Origin of the sequence: Streptococcus sp. HMSC066F01, from assembly GCF_001837335.1 — a bacterium.
Lineage (GTDB): Bacteria > Bacillota > Bacilli > Lactobacillales > Streptococcaceae > Streptococcus > Streptococcus oralis_S.
Map to the genome: position 1 here is coordinate 120,943 of NZ_KV832115.1, position 12,770 is coordinate 133,712.

Genomic DNA, 12,770 nt, shown 5'->3' on the forward strand with positions numbered 1-12,770 from the left:
ATAGATACGTTGAAGTTTTAGAAATACTGCTTTTTACTGTATTTCAGTCTCATGATTCTTCGTAGTTGATGGCCTCGTATTTCTTGTATCCGCTTATAATTTGTATTATAATAGCATTGTGGTGAAGAAAGAAGGTGTTTTTATGTGGAAAAAATATTTTTCAAAATATAAATGGACTGATTTATTTTGGATACTATTTGTGGTTTTGTCATCACTCTCGATGGGGAATCGTACTCTTTTTCCACTTACCCATCAAGAAATCTCTTATCATGGGTGCTATTTGGGGATTACACTTGCCTCATTTCACTTATTATTCATTGATAAATTTGTCATTTCGAATCGAAAATAAATGGAGAGGTTAAAATTTTTTCCACTTTTCGGATAGACAGTTGAAAAATCGCGATTTAAACCCACACCTCAAGAAGAGGTGCGGGTTTTTGTCTTATCTGAAAGATTTGTTTACCGTACTTTCCCAACTAGAATCTCTGCTTCAATGGTAATCTCTGTCAGTTGGCTCCAGTCAATCTTGGTATGGTCAACGTGAAAGAGTAAGGGCGTCATGGCAAGCAGGGCTTGGCGTTGCTCAGCCGAGATAGGTTTTGTTAAGGAAGCAATCTGACTAGATTGGATGCTGAAATGTTCCTGGAAATGTTCTTTGATATCTTGGTTGGAATAATCCTTCTTTGTCAGCTGGTCCTGCACCATTTGACGGATTTCTTTGAGGTGATTTTCAGTTGGGATGACCTTGATCAAAATACCGTCTTTGGATAAAACGCGACGGAATTCCCCATAGTTGGCAGGCGAGAAGATATCAAGCAGGATATCCATGCTGGCGTCTTTTATAGGAAGACGAGCCAGGTCGCCGACAAACCAGTTGACCGCCCAGTTTGGTTCGCTCTTGGCAGCGATTTGAACGGAATCTTTTGAAATATCAAAGGCGTAAAAGGTTTTGTCAGAGTGACTTTCTTGGAGTTTACGAGAGTAGAAACCTTCGCCACAACCGATATCCAAGACTGTTTTTGCGGATGGATTAGTTGTTAGTAAGTCCGAGATACCTTCTAAAATAGCCTGATAAAAACCAGCTTCAAGAATTTGCTGGCGGTTTTGGAAGTTTTCCTTGTCGTAGTTGGCAGATTGCTTGATTTGCGGAGCCAAGTTGACATAGCCGAATTTTGCCAGATCAAAAGAATGGCGGTTGCTACACTTGAGGCTAGACTCTACCAAGGCCAGATTTTCTTGGCAGATAGGGCAGGAAAAGGCAGTCACAGAAGCAAAACGCTGAAGTTTGGGTTTGAGGTTTGTATTCATAGTTTAAGTGTATCAAAAGAGGCAAATGAAAGCAACTTTAGAAATAAGTAGATGGGAGATTCAGTAGAAATAAAACTAATTCTCCAATTTATAGAATAAAATTGCTTTTATATCTAAATTTCTATATAATAATGATAAGGAGGAAATAAGTATGTTAAAAGAAGTATTAACCGTTGCAAAAGTTGCGAAAAAATCATCACTCTTTTTGGGTGGTGTCGCATTTGGTACCCTTGGTTTGAAAATCTTGGCAAGTAAGGAAGCTAAAAAAGGTTATTCTAAAGCTTTGGCTAAGGCTTACAAGTTGAAAGACGGGCTAGATGCATCTGTTTCTGTTGTGAAACAACATGGAGACGATGTCTTGCAAGATGCCAAATATTTGTACGAGCAAGAGAAAAAAGAAGAGCAATTAGATAGCCTTATAGGAGAATAATATGTCTTTTAAAGTGCTACATAGAGGATACCAACATATCCGACTATCATCTTCTTTTTCACTCACCTTGGATATTCAAGACTATCTTCGTTCCTTGGCGAGAGATGAAAAGGGGATTGAGTCTATCCAGTTTTACATGGATCAACAGCACTTTACTCTACGCATAAAAGAAGGCTTTTCTGTATTAGATAATGCAGAAGCCTTTTTAAAAAGAATTGATAAAGGGAAAGTTTCTGAGTTGATGACTCTTCCCATTCGTAGAGAAGAGAGTGCTTATTCTATTGTTTCAGGTGCAGCGATTAAGCGTGTACTTTTTCGTAGTTTTGTGCCGTATCCTATTCGCTATATATGGACTTGTTATCAGGCTTTGGGTTATATTAGAGAAGCCTATCAAACACTAGCGCGTAAGGAACTAACGATGGAAGTCTTGGACTGTTCGGCGATTTTATTGTCCTTGTTTATGAACCAATCCAAGACAGCTAGCAATATCATGTTTATGCTTGATTTAGGCAATCATTTAGATCAGTGGTCCTTGAAAAAAACTGCAACAGATTTAGAACAGAGTCTTCTTGCAAAAGAGAGCGATGTATTCTTGGTACAGGGCGATACGGTCGTTAGCATCAAGAGTTCCGATGTTCAAATAGGAGATGTCTTGGTCCTATCTCAAGGAAATGAAATTCTGTTTGATGGACAAGTAGTTTCAGGTTTAGGTATGGTCAATGAAAGTTCCTTGACGGGAGAGAGTTTTCCTGTTGAAAAGAAAGAGGGAGATTCTATATGTGCAAATACAGTCTTGGAGACTGGAGAGCTACGTATTCGTGTAACCGATAATCAGATGAACAGCCGTATTTTACAACTGATTGAGTTGATGAAGAAATCTGAAGAAAACAAGAAAACTAAACAACGCTATTTCATCAAGATGGCGGATAAGGTCGTCAAATATAATTTCTTGGGTGCTGGTCTGACTTACCTATTAACAGGTTCTTTTTCTAAGGCTATTTCTTTTCTATTGGTCGATTTCTCCTGTGCTTTGAAAATCTCTACTCCTGTAGCTTATTTAACAGCTATCAAGGAGGGGTTGAATCGTGAAATGGTGATTAAGGATGGGGATGTTCTGGAGAAATATCTGGAAGTTGATACTTTCTTGTTTGATAAGACGGGAACAATCACAACTAGTTATCCTATAGTTGAAAAGGTGTTACCTTTTGGGGACTATAGTGAGGAAGATATTCTCAGAATCAGTGCCTGTCTTGAAGAACACATCTATCATCCTATCGCTAATGCCATTGTCAAGCAAGCTGAGATAGAGGGAATTGAACATGAGGAAATGCATGGGAAACTCCAATATATTGCAAGCAAGGGAATTAAGTCCTATATCGATGGCCAACCAGTTGTTATTGGGAATTATGTCTTGATGCAGGATGAGCAGATTCATATCAGTTCGGAACAAAATGCTTTAATTGAAGAGTATAAGAGCCACTACAATCTCTTATTCTTAGCATATCAGAATGAATTGATTGGAATGTTCTGCATCCATACTCCTTTGAGAAAAGAAGCAAAAGCAGCCTTGGAGAAACTTAAGGCACAAGGGAAAAAATTGATTCTGGCAACAGGGGATACCCTGGTTAGGACAGAGGAATTAGTAAAAGATTTGCCCTTTGATCAAGTCTATACAGACTTGAAACCTGATGGGAAGTTTGAGTTAGTAGAGAAACTGCAGAGAGCAGGTCACACTATTTTGATGGTTGGGGATGGATTGAATGACTCAGCTGCTCTAACCCTATCAGATATCGGTGTGGTGATGAATGAGAGTGCAGATATTTCTAAGCAAATGAGTGATATCTTATTGTTAGATAATCGCTTGGATTTCTTCCAAGAGTTGGATTTGCTATCATCATCTTTGCAAACACTCATCAAGAAGAATATTCAAGATACCGTTGTCGTAAATAGTAGTTTGATTGGCTTTGGCTTGTTTAATTGGCTCAGTCCTTCAAACCTCTCTATCCTACATAATCTAACAACCTTACGCATAGTCCTGCGTAGCCTGTCTATTAAGGGATAGGTGGGGACTATTCACAGCAAAAAGGAGTTACCTTTCTCGAGGGTAACTCCTTTGTTTATAGGTAAATGTTTAACAATTTAGTAAGTCAACACAAAGTATTTCTTCTTCCCGCGGCGGATAACAGTGAGTTCGTTTTCGAGCTTGTCTGCATCGCTCAAGACATAGTCAAGGTCTTGAATGCGGTCGCCGTTGACGTAGATAGCTCCGTTTTGAACATCTTCACGGGCTTGGCGTTTTGAGTTGACTACACCAGAAGATACGAGAAGTTCCACGATATTGTGGTTTTCATCTGCTTGGACTTGGTAGTTTGGTACCCCACGGAGTCCTTGCTTGAGTTCTTTGACAGAAAGATTTGTGATGTTTCCTGCAAAGAGTTGCTCAGTGATGTTAAGGGCTTCCTTGTAAGCTTCTTCACCGTGAACAAGTGTCACGACTTCACGAGCCAAGACTTTTTGAGCCAAGCGTTTGTGTGGCGCAGCTTCAAACTGTTTGCGGATCTCTTCAATCTCATCAAGTGACAAGAAAGTAAAGATCTTCAAGAAGCGAACAGCGTCAGCATCCATGACGTTCATCCAGAATTGGTACATTTCGTATGGAGAAGTCTTTTCAGGATTGAGCCAGACTGCGTTTCCTTCTGATTTACCAAATTTCTTACCAGTTGCGTCTGTAATGAGTGGCACAGTGATAACGTGACCAGTCTTGTCAGCCTTACGACGAAGCAATTCGGTACCAGCTGTCATATTTCCCCATTGGTCAGAACCACCGATTTGTAGGGTGACGTTGTGCTCTTGGTTAAGGACGTAGAAATCATACCCTTGCATGATTTGGTAGGCAAACTCAGTGTAAGAAATCCCTGTTTCAATCCGTTTCTTCACAGACTCTTTGCTCATCATGTAGTTGACAGTAAAGTATTTTCCGACGTCACGGAGGAAGTCAATGAAGCTGATGCTGCCAAACCAGTCGTAGTTGTTGACCATGACAGCTTTATTTTCACCATTTTCAAAGTCAAGAAAACGAGAAAGTTGTCCTTGGATAGACTTGACCCAGCCCTCTACTGTGTCTTTTGTTTGGAGACTACGCTCAGCATCTTTGAAGGACGGATCTCCGATGAGACCTGTAGCACCGCCAACGAGCGCATAAGGTTTGTGACCTGCTAGTTGCAAACGACGACTTGTCAAGATTGCGACAAGGTGGCCTAGGTGAAGGCTGTCAGCAGTTGGATCGTAGCCAGTATAATAAGAAACTTGACCTTCTTCTAGGGCTTTACGCAAAGCTTCTTCATCAGTCGTTTGAAAAATCAAACCACGCTCTTTTAGCTCATCAAAAATGTGCATGTGTCTTTTCTCCTTTATAAAATATTGTTTCTACCTATTGTATCACAAACTTGATTAATAGCCTAGTGGAATAGGGAAGAAAGTGGCTATTTTATTGAAAGTTTCCCTTTTATGGTATAATAGAGAGAGCGAGGACATTCATGAAAGAAAGAATTAATGAATTAAAAACAAAAATGCTGCATTTTTTCCAGCAGCTAATGCAACGAATTGCAAAATGGAAGAAAAGACTAGCAGAAAAACTGGCTAATAAGAAAACCGGTAAAAAGGGGACCTCTTCTGACAAAGTTGGAAGGGCAGGGTCTATTTTTGCTAAGATTTTAAGTGGGTTTAAAATAGTCTTTAATACTCTCTTTATCTTAGGCTTTATCGGTGGACTGTTTGGCGCTGGTGTGGCTATGGGTTATGGAGTCGCTCTATTTGACAAGGCCCAGGTGCCTCAAGCAGAAGAGTTGGTCAAGCAAGTGAAGGATATTGCCTCCATCTCAGAAATCACTTATTCTGACGGTAGTACCATTGCCTCGATCGAGGGCGATTTATTGCGCACTTCAGTCGCTTCAGATGCTATCTCAGACAACCTTAAGAAAGCCATTGTTGCGACAGAGGACGAGCATTTCAATGAGCACAAGGGAGTTGTGCCTAAGGCCGTTATTCGTGCGACCTTGGGAACCTTTGTCGGTCTAGGCTCGTCTAGTGGTGGTTCGACCTTGACCCAGCAGGTCATCAAGCAGCAAGTGGTGGGGGATGCTCCAACTCTAGCTCGTAAGGCTAAAGAGATTATTGATGCTCTTGCTTTAGAAAGGGCCATGGGTAAGGATGAGATTTTGACAACCTACCTTAACATAGCTCCTTTTGGTCGCAATCATAAAGGTCAAAATATTGCAGGTGCTCAGCAAGCTGCAGAAGGAATCTTTGGGGTCAATGCTTCGGATTTAACGGTCCCTCAAGCTGCCTTTATCGCAGGATTGCCACAGAGTCCAATCAGTTATTCTCCTTATGAATCTGATGGTAGTATGAAGAGTGATGAGGACATGGCTTTGGGGATTAAGCGTGCCAAGGATGTCCTCTACAACATGTACCGAACAGGGGCTCTAAGTCAGGAAGACTACGATAAGTACAAAGATTATGACTTTAAGAAAGACTTCCTACCATCTGGTAGTGTTAGCGGGACTTCGCGTGACTATCTCTACTATGCAACCTTGGCAGAAGCTACTGACCGCATGTACGACTACCTCGTCCAACGAGATAATGTTTCTGCGCAAGAATTAAAGAATGAGTCCATTCAGAAATCCTATCGCGATCTAGCCACTAAGGAAATTGAAAATGGTGGATATAAGATTACGACAACTATCAATAAAAATGTTCATGCTGCGATGCAAAATGCGGTTGCGACCTACGGCTATCTGCTAGATGATTCGACAGGCCAGCCTGAGGTGGGGAATGTCCTCATGGACAACCAAACGGGAGCTATCCTTGGATTTGTTGGTGGTCGTAATTATCAAGAAAATCAGAACAATCACGCTATCGATACCAAGCGTTCTCCAGCTTCAACCACAAAACCTATATTGGCCTATGGTATCGCTATTGACCAAGGTTTGATGGGAAGTGCAAGTATCTTGTCAAACTATCCTACCAACTTCTCAAACGGGAATCCCATCATGTATGTCAATAGTCCTGGTACAGGTATGATGACATTGGGAGAAGCTCTTAACTACTCATGGAATATCCCAGCCTACTGGACGTATCGTACGCTTCGAGAGAAGGGTGTGGATGTTAAAGTCTATATGGAAAAAATGGGTTACGAAATCCCAGAATATGGGATTGAAAGTTTACCGATGGGTGGGGGGATTGACGTTACAGTTGCCCAGCATACCAACGGGTATCAAACTCTGGCCAACAATGGAGTTTACCATAAGAAACATATGATCGCGAAGATCGAGTCAACGGATGGCCGATTGGTATACGAGCACAAGGATGAGCCTGTCCAAGTTTATTCAAAAGCGACAGCAACCATTATGCAAAGTCTCCTTCGGGATGTTATCTCGTCTCGGATTACCTCGAGTTTCCAGACGGACTTGACGACTATTAATCCAACCCTAGCTCGTGCTGACTGGATCGGAAAAACTGGTACGACCAATGAAGATGAAAATATGTGGCTCATGCTTTCCACACCTCGCTTGACTTTGGGTGGCTGGTTAGGTCACGATGATAACCGACCACTAGCCAAAGGAGCAGGCCACTACCGCAATGCCAACTATATGGCCCACTTGGTCAATGCTATCCAGCAAGCTGAACCTGGAATATGGGGGAATGAGCGCTTTAATCTGGATCCAAGTGTGACCAAGTCGCAAGTTCTCCGGTCTACAGGCCAAAAGCCCGGCAAAGTTTCCATCAATGGTAAGGAAATCGAACTTTCTGGATCAACAGTAACGAGCTACTGGGCTACTAAAGAAGGTGCCCCAGTGACCACCTATCGCTTTGCTATTGGAGGAAGCGATGCAGATTATCTGAACGCATGGAAGAATATTCTAGGAAGCATTCCAGCAGTGACTCCTCCAAGCTCAAGTTCAAGCAGTAGCTCTGGAAGTTCAAGTTCGAGTGGAAACACTCAAAGTGGTTCTTCAGGACGTTCACGTCTATTTAATCGTTAAGAAAGAGTAGTAGCAAGGTTAGTAATTTCTCCTTGTTGCTACTTTTTTCTTTGTTGGTTTCGTGTTACAATAATAATATGAATCATTATCAGAAAAAGATTGTTAAGGGGACAGTATACTCGCTACTCTCAGGCCTAATCTGGGGGATTTGTGGGATTTTAGGAGAGTATTTTTTCACTCATTATCCAGTGTCTTCTGGATGGATTACTTCTATGCGTTTACTAGTGGCAGGGAGTTTGGTTTTAGGTTTATCTGCTTTTCAGTTGCGTAGCCGCTTGTTGGACATCTGGCGTGATAAGAAAAATTATCTACCTTTTTTAGCCTATGCTATTCTAGGTATTTTTTCTGTGCAGTTTTTCTTCTATCTCTGCGTTGAGTATTCCAATGCGACGACGGCGACCATTTTGCAATTTATCAGCCCTGTTTTTATCCTGTTTTACAATCGAATCATTTACCAGAAGAAGGCTTCGATTACAGCTGTGTTCTATGTTTTGATTGCCATGCTCGGTGTTTTTTTGATGGCTACAAAAGGGGATTTGTCCCAGTTATCCATGACACCTTTGGCTCTAGTGACCGGTTTGCTTAGTGCAGTAGGGGTCATGTTTAATGTTATCCTACCCCAGCGTTTTGCACGGCGCTACGGATTTGTTCCGACTGTTGGTTGGGGGATGATTCTGGCAGGGATCTTTAGTAATTTCCTTTACCCTATTTATCGGATAAGTTTTCAAGTGGATCTGGTAAGTGTGCTGATTTGTCTGACGATTGCCGTGTTTGGAACTGCTTTTGCTTTCTTCCTATCTATGAAGGCTGTGTCACTCGTTTCCCCGCTGGTTGTATCGGTTGTGAGTGCTAGCGAACCGCTCTCTTCAGCTTTATTAAGTGTTCTTTTTCTGGGATTGGTCATGGATGGTTTTTTGGCCTTAGCTATGGTGTTGATTATCGTCCCGATGATTTTCTTATCTGTAGAAGAAGCAAAACAAGCCCAGTAAAGATGATTATTTGATAGTTGAGGCTTCAAATTTGAAGCCTTTTTTGGTAGAATAGGTATCATTATAACGAACCAGGAGGCACCTATGACTGCTACAAAAATGAACGCTCAAGAAATTATCCAATTTATCGCTAATGCAGAAAAGAAAACCAGTGTCAAAGTAACCTTTGAAGGACAACTCGCAACTGCTGTACCAAGCTCAGTTGTCAAACTAGGAAATGTTTTATTCGGAGACTGGAAGGACGTCGCTCCGCTTCTCGAAGGTTTGGTAGAAAATCAAGATTATGTTGTCGAGCAAGATGCTCGTAATTCTGCAGTTCCTTTGTTAGATAAACGTGCTATCAACGCTCGTATCGAGCCAGGTGCTATTATACGTGACCAGGTTGAAATTGGTGCCAATGCTGTTATCATGATGGGAGCTGTTATCAATATTGGTGCTGAAATCGGTGCTGGAACCATGATTGACATGGGTGCTATCCTTGGTGGTCGTGCCATCGTTGGAAAAAACAGCCACGTTGGTGCAGGTGCAGTTTTGGCGGGTGTGATTGAGCCGGCTAGTGCTGAACCAGTCCGTGTCGGAGACAATGTTCTTATCGGTGCTAATGCAGTTGTTATCGAAGGGGTGCAAATTGGCAGTGGTTCAGTTGTCGCTGCAGGAGCTATCGTTACCCAAGATGTCCCAGAAAACGTGGTGGTAGCAGGTGTTCCGGCTCGTATCATCAAAGAAATTGATGCCCAAACCCAACAAAAAACAGCGCTTGAGGATGCGCTTCGTACCTTGTAATTGTAAAAGTAAAAAAGAGGCGGAACCCTTTTTCCAGCCTCTTTCTTCTATCAAAAGGAGGATCGATAGATGTTAGATTTGATTCAGACTAGACGAGATTTACACCAGATTCCAGAGATTGGCTTGGAGGAATTCAAGACTCAGGCTTATTTGCTGGATGTGATTGAGAAATTGACTACGGGCAAGGATTTTGTTCAAATTCGTACTTGGCGAACAGGGATTTTGGTCTACCTGCAGGGAAGTCAGCCGGAACGAACCATTGGTTGGCGAACAGATATTGATGGCCTGCCTATCGTCGAACAAACAGGTCTACCTTTCGCTTCTCAGCACCAAGGTCGCATGCATGCTTGTGGCCATGATTTTCATATGACTATTGCCTTAGGCTGTCTCGAGCGTGCTCTTGAGGAGCAACCCAAGAATAATCTGCTCTTCCTATTTCAGCCTGCTGAAGAAAATGAAGCTGGTGGCATGCTCATGTATGAGGATGGTGCTTTTGGGGACTGGCTGCCAGACCAATTTTATGGCCTTCATGTTCGTCCAGATCTAAAGGTTGGACAGATTGCGACCAATACACACACTCTCTTTGCAGGGACCTGTGAGGTGAAGATTCGTTTCAAAGGAAAAGGAGGACATGCAGCTTTTCCGCATGAAGCCAATGACGCCTTGGTGGCTGCTAGTTACTTTGTGACACAGGTACAGTCAGTTGTTAGCCGCAATGTCAATCCAATCGAGGGAGCGGTGGTGACCTTTGGCCTTTTCCAAGCTGGAACAACCAACAATGTCATTACAGACACAGCATTTTTACATGGAACCATTCGCGCCTTGACTCAGGACATGAGCCTCTTGGTACAAAAAAGAGTCAAGACAGTCGCAGAAGGGGTTGCAGCAGCCTTTGATATGGAAGTCGAAGTAGAACTCAAGCAAGGAGGCTACCTACCTGTTGAGAACAATCCAGCCTTGGCGCGTGAACTGATGGACTTTTTTGAAGAGAAAGACGGAATCGAGTTGATTGATATCGAGCCTGCTATGACTGGTGAGGACTTTGGTTATCTCCTTTCGAAGGTAGATGGTGTTATGTTCTGGCTAGGTATCGATAGTCCCTACGCTCTTCATCATCCTCAGATGAGTCCTAAGGAAGAAGCCATAGCCATTGGGGTAGATGCAGTCTCTAGTTTCTTAAAAAAGAAGGCAGCAGAGTAGAGGAATTGTCTATGAAAGCAGAACTACGCAAGAAAATTTTGCAAGAAATGAAGGCTTTATCTCAGGAGCAAAAACAGGCTATGGATCGAGTTTTAACTGAGCGTTTCTTACAACACCCTTTTTACCAAGAAGTCAAGACCATCGCAACCTATCTCTCCTTCCCTCATGAATTTCAAACGCAAGAACTGATCAAGCGGATGCTGAAGGACGGCAAAAAGGTTCTGATACCCAAAACCTATCCCAAGGGGCGCATGGAATTTGTGGTATATGATCCGAAGCAGTTGGCAAAAACTTCCTTTGGTTTACTGGAACCGCAAGGAGACTTGGAAGTGGTGGAACCGTCTCAGATTGATTTAATCCATGTTCCGGGCTTGGCTTTTACAAGAGAGGGGTATCGGATTGGATATGGTGGAGGATATTATGACCGCTATCTGGAACATTTTGCTGGGCATACCATGAGTACAATCTACCCTTGTCAAGTTCAGGAGTTTAACTCGGAAAACCATGATATTCCCGTACAGGAGGTGCTAACCTATGAAGGAAATCTTTGATAAACGTTATCCTGTGACTAGCTTCTTCCTCCTAGTAACAGCATTGGTCTTTCTCTTGATGTTGGTTCTTACAGGTTTAAATTTTGAACGAGCAGATACCTTGCTTCAGTTTGGAGCCATGTATGGACCGATCATTCGCCTATTCCCTGAGCAGATTTGGCGCCTATTTTCGGCTATATTTGTGCATATTGGATGGGAGCATTTCATTGTCAATATGATTTCGCTCTACTTTCTTGGACGACAGGTGGAGGAGATTTTCGGTTCCAAGCAGTTCTTCTTTCTCTATCTCTTATCAGGAATGATGGGCAATCTCTTTGTGTTTGCCTTCACACCGAAAGTCCTAGCAGCAGGAGCATCCACTTCTCTTTACGGACTATTTGCTGCGATTATCGTCCTGCGTTACGCAACTCGTAACCCCTATATTCAGCAGTTGGGGCAATCCTATCTGACACTTTTCGTGATAAATATCATTGGAAGTGTTCTGATTCCAGGAATCAGCCTAGCTGGGCATATCGGAGGTGCAGTAGGCGGTGCCTTTCTAGCAGTCATCTTCCCAGTCAAATGGGAGAGAAGGATGTACAGTACTAGCCAGCGAATCGGAGCAACTGTACTTTTTATCGCTCTAGCCGTTTTCCTTTGCTATAAGGGAATGAGCTATGTGTAGGGGGGAATAGTTAAAAAGCTACTCAAAAAATGAGTAGCTTTTTATGTAGATTGGAACCATTCGAAACAACACAGCTCTAAAACAAGTACGCAAGGGACTGACTTTGAATCTCCGTTTTGGAACCATTCGAAACAACACAGCTCTAAAACCTGGTGGGAGAGGGAACTTGCTTACACCCTGTTTTGGAACCATTCGAAACAACACAGCTCTAAAACCTCAGGCTCCACTTTGAACGACTCTTTATCGTTTTGGAACCATTCGAAACAACACAGCTCTAAAACGATATGGTACTGTCGCGTGATTGATGCGTGGTTTTGGAACCATTCGAAACAACACAGCTCTAAAACTAATACTCTTTTAGGTAAGGTAACTGAACTGTTTTGGAACCATTCGAAACAACACAGCTCTAAAACAAGCATTGGTAATAGCGAAAGTATCAAAAAGTTTTGGAACCATTCGAAACAACACAGCTCTAAAACAAGAAGTACCGAACTATCCAGCCCAATCTCGTTTTGGAACCATTCGAAACAACACAGCTCTAAAACAAGATGTAGAAATAATTGACTATTTCTTTTGTTTTGGAACCATTCGAAACAACACAGCTCTAAAACCCTTATTGTGGTACTCCGCCTAGTGGTTTCGTTTTGGAACCATTCGAAACAACACAGCTCTAAAACGATATGGTACTGTCGCGTGATTGATGCGTGGTTTTGGAACCATTCGAAACAACACAGCTCTAAAACATATACACATACTCGCTCGGGTCGAGTTCTGTTTTGGAACCATTCGAAACAACACAGC

At 42.4% G+C, this 12,770-nt stretch carries 11 protein-coding genes and 1 CRISPR repeat array; of the genes, 9 read left to right on the plus strand and 2 right to left on the minus strand.

The window, feature by feature from the left end:
* Positions 1-142: 142 nt before the first annotated feature.
* A complete protein-coding gene (locus HMPREF2655_RS10430) occupies positions 143-349 on the plus strand; it encodes a hypothetical protein (RefSeq protein WP_009013759.1) in 207 nt (68 codons plus the stop codon).
* Positions 350-459: 110 nt separating this feature from the next.
* Here HMPREF2655_RS10430 and HMPREF2655_RS04300 read toward each other — a convergent pair whose 3' ends face one another.
* Entirely contained in the window at positions 460-1,308 is an 849-nt protein-coding gene (locus HMPREF2655_RS04300; RefSeq protein WP_070837786.1) for a putative RNA methyltransferase, read from the minus strand.
* 151 nt (positions 1,309-1,459) lie between these two features.
* On the opposite strand from HMPREF2655_RS04300, the gene HMPREF2655_RS04305 reads away from it, so the two are divergent.
* Both HMPREF2655_RS04305 and HMPREF2655_RS04310 read left to right on the plus strand, forming a co-directional pair.
* Positions 1,460-1,738, plus strand: a complete 279-nt coding sequence (locus HMPREF2655_RS04305) for a DUF6110 family protein (RefSeq protein ID WP_000910910.1) — start codon at positions 1,460-1,462, stop codon at positions 1,736-1,738.
* A 1-nt stretch (position 1,739) separates the two neighbouring features.
* Positions 1,740-3,800, plus strand: a complete 2,061-nt coding sequence (locus tag HMPREF2655_RS04310; protein ID WP_070837789.1) for a heavy metal translocating P-type ATPase — start codon at positions 1,740-1,742, stop codon at positions 3,798-3,800.
* Between the two features lie 77 nt (positions 3,801-3,877).
* Here HMPREF2655_RS04310 and tyrS read toward each other — a convergent pair whose 3' ends face one another.
* Positions 3,878-5,134 (minus strand): tyrosine--tRNA ligase, encoded by a 1,257-nt coding sequence (gene tyrS / locus HMPREF2655_RS04315; RefSeq protein ID WP_070837792.1) that lies wholly within the window; start codon positions 5,132-5,134, stop codon positions 3,878-3,880.
* 140 nt (positions 5,135-5,274) lie between these two features.
* Here tyrS and pbp1b point away from each other — a divergent pair, with 140 nt between their 5' ends.
* From pbp1b to HMPREF2655_RS04345, 6 genes are all read left to right on the plus strand, one after another.
* Positions 5,275-7,782 (plus strand): penicillin-binding protein PBP1B, encoded by a 2,508-nt coding sequence (gene pbp1b, locus HMPREF2655_RS04320; RefSeq protein ID WP_070837794.1) that lies wholly within the window; start codon positions 5,275-5,277, stop codon positions 7,780-7,782.
* A gap of 77 nt (positions 7,783-7,859) precedes the next feature.
* Complete coding sequence (locus HMPREF2655_RS04325) at positions 7,860-8,771, plus strand: DMT family transporter (protein ID WP_002880545.1); 912 nt, start codon at positions 7,860-7,862, stop codon at positions 8,769-8,771.
* 84 nt (positions 8,772-8,855) lie between these two features.
* A complete protein-coding gene (gene dapD / locus HMPREF2655_RS04330) occupies positions 8,856-9,554 on the plus strand; it encodes a 2,3,4,5-tetrahydropyridine-2,6-dicarboxylate N-acetyltransferase (protein ID WP_000127464.1) in 699 nt (232 codons plus the stop codon).
* 69 nt (positions 9,555-9,623) lie between these two features.
* The gene (locus tag HMPREF2655_RS04335; protein WP_000885105.1) at positions 9,624-10,754 is read left to right on the plus strand and encodes an N-acetyldiaminopimelate deacetylase; all 1,131 of its coding nucleotides are present in this window, start codon (positions 9,624-9,626) and stop codon (positions 10,752-10,754) included.
* An 11-nt stretch (positions 10,755-10,765) separates the two neighbouring features.
* Positions 10,766-11,305: a 5-formyltetrahydrofolate cyclo-ligase gene (locus tag HMPREF2655_RS04340; protein ID WP_000642759.1), complete on the plus strand. Its 540-nt coding sequence runs from the start codon at positions 10,766-10,768 to the stop codon at positions 11,303-11,305.
* The gene (locus HMPREF2655_RS04345) at positions 11,289-11,969 is read left to right on the plus strand and encodes a rhomboid family intramembrane serine protease (RefSeq protein WP_000658474.1); all 681 of its coding nucleotides are present in this window, start codon (positions 11,289-11,291) and stop codon (positions 11,967-11,969) included. The genes HMPREF2655_RS04340 and HMPREF2655_RS04345 overlap by 17 nt, the downstream gene beginning before the upstream one ends.
* A 47-nt stretch (positions 11,970-12,016) precedes the next feature.
* Positions 12,017-12,769: direct repeats of the CRISPR family, unit length 27 nt; unit sequence GTTTTGGAACCATTCGAAACAACACAG.
* The last annotated feature ends 1 nt before the right edge of the window (position 12,770 follow it).

Coding starts and splice junctions, on each gene's coding strand:
- HMPREF2655_RS04345 (WP_000658474.1), top strand. CDS start 11,289: ATGAAGGAAATCTTTGATAAACGTTATCCTGTGACTAGCTTCTTCCTC.
- dapD (WP_000127464.1), top strand. CDS start 8,856: ATGACTGCTACAAAAATGAACGCTCAAGAAATTATCCAATTTATCGCT.
- tyrS (WP_070837792.1), bottom strand. CDS start 5,134: ATGCACATTTTTGATGAGCTAAAAGAGCGTGGTTTGATTTTTCAAACG.
- HMPREF2655_RS04325 (WP_002880545.1), top strand. CDS start 7,860: ATGAATCATTATCAGAAAAAGATTGTTAAGGGGACAGTATACTCGCTA.
- HMPREF2655_RS04300 (WP_070837786.1), bottom strand. CDS start 1,308: ATGAATACAAACCTCAAACCCAAACTTCAGCGTTTTGCTTCTGTGACT.
- HMPREF2655_RS04305 (WP_000910910.1), top strand. CDS start 1,460: ATGTTAAAAGAAGTATTAACCGTTGCAAAAGTTGCGAAAAAATCATCA.
- HMPREF2655_RS10430 (WP_009013759.1), top strand. CDS start 143: ATGTGGAAAAAATATTTTTCAAAATATAAATGGACTGATTTATTTTGG.
- HMPREF2655_RS04310 (WP_070837789.1), top strand. CDS start 1,740: ATGTCTTTTAAAGTGCTACATAGAGGATACCAACATATCCGACTATCA.
- HMPREF2655_RS04335 (WP_000885105.1), top strand. CDS start 9,624: ATGTTAGATTTGATTCAGACTAGACGAGATTTACACCAGATTCCAGAG.
- HMPREF2655_RS04340 (WP_000642759.1), top strand. CDS start 10,766: ATGAAAGCAGAACTACGCAAGAAAATTTTGCAAGAAATGAAGGCTTTA.
- pbp1b (WP_070837794.1), top strand. CDS start 5,275: ATGAAAGAAAGAATTAATGAATTAAAAACAAAAATGCTGCATTTTTTC.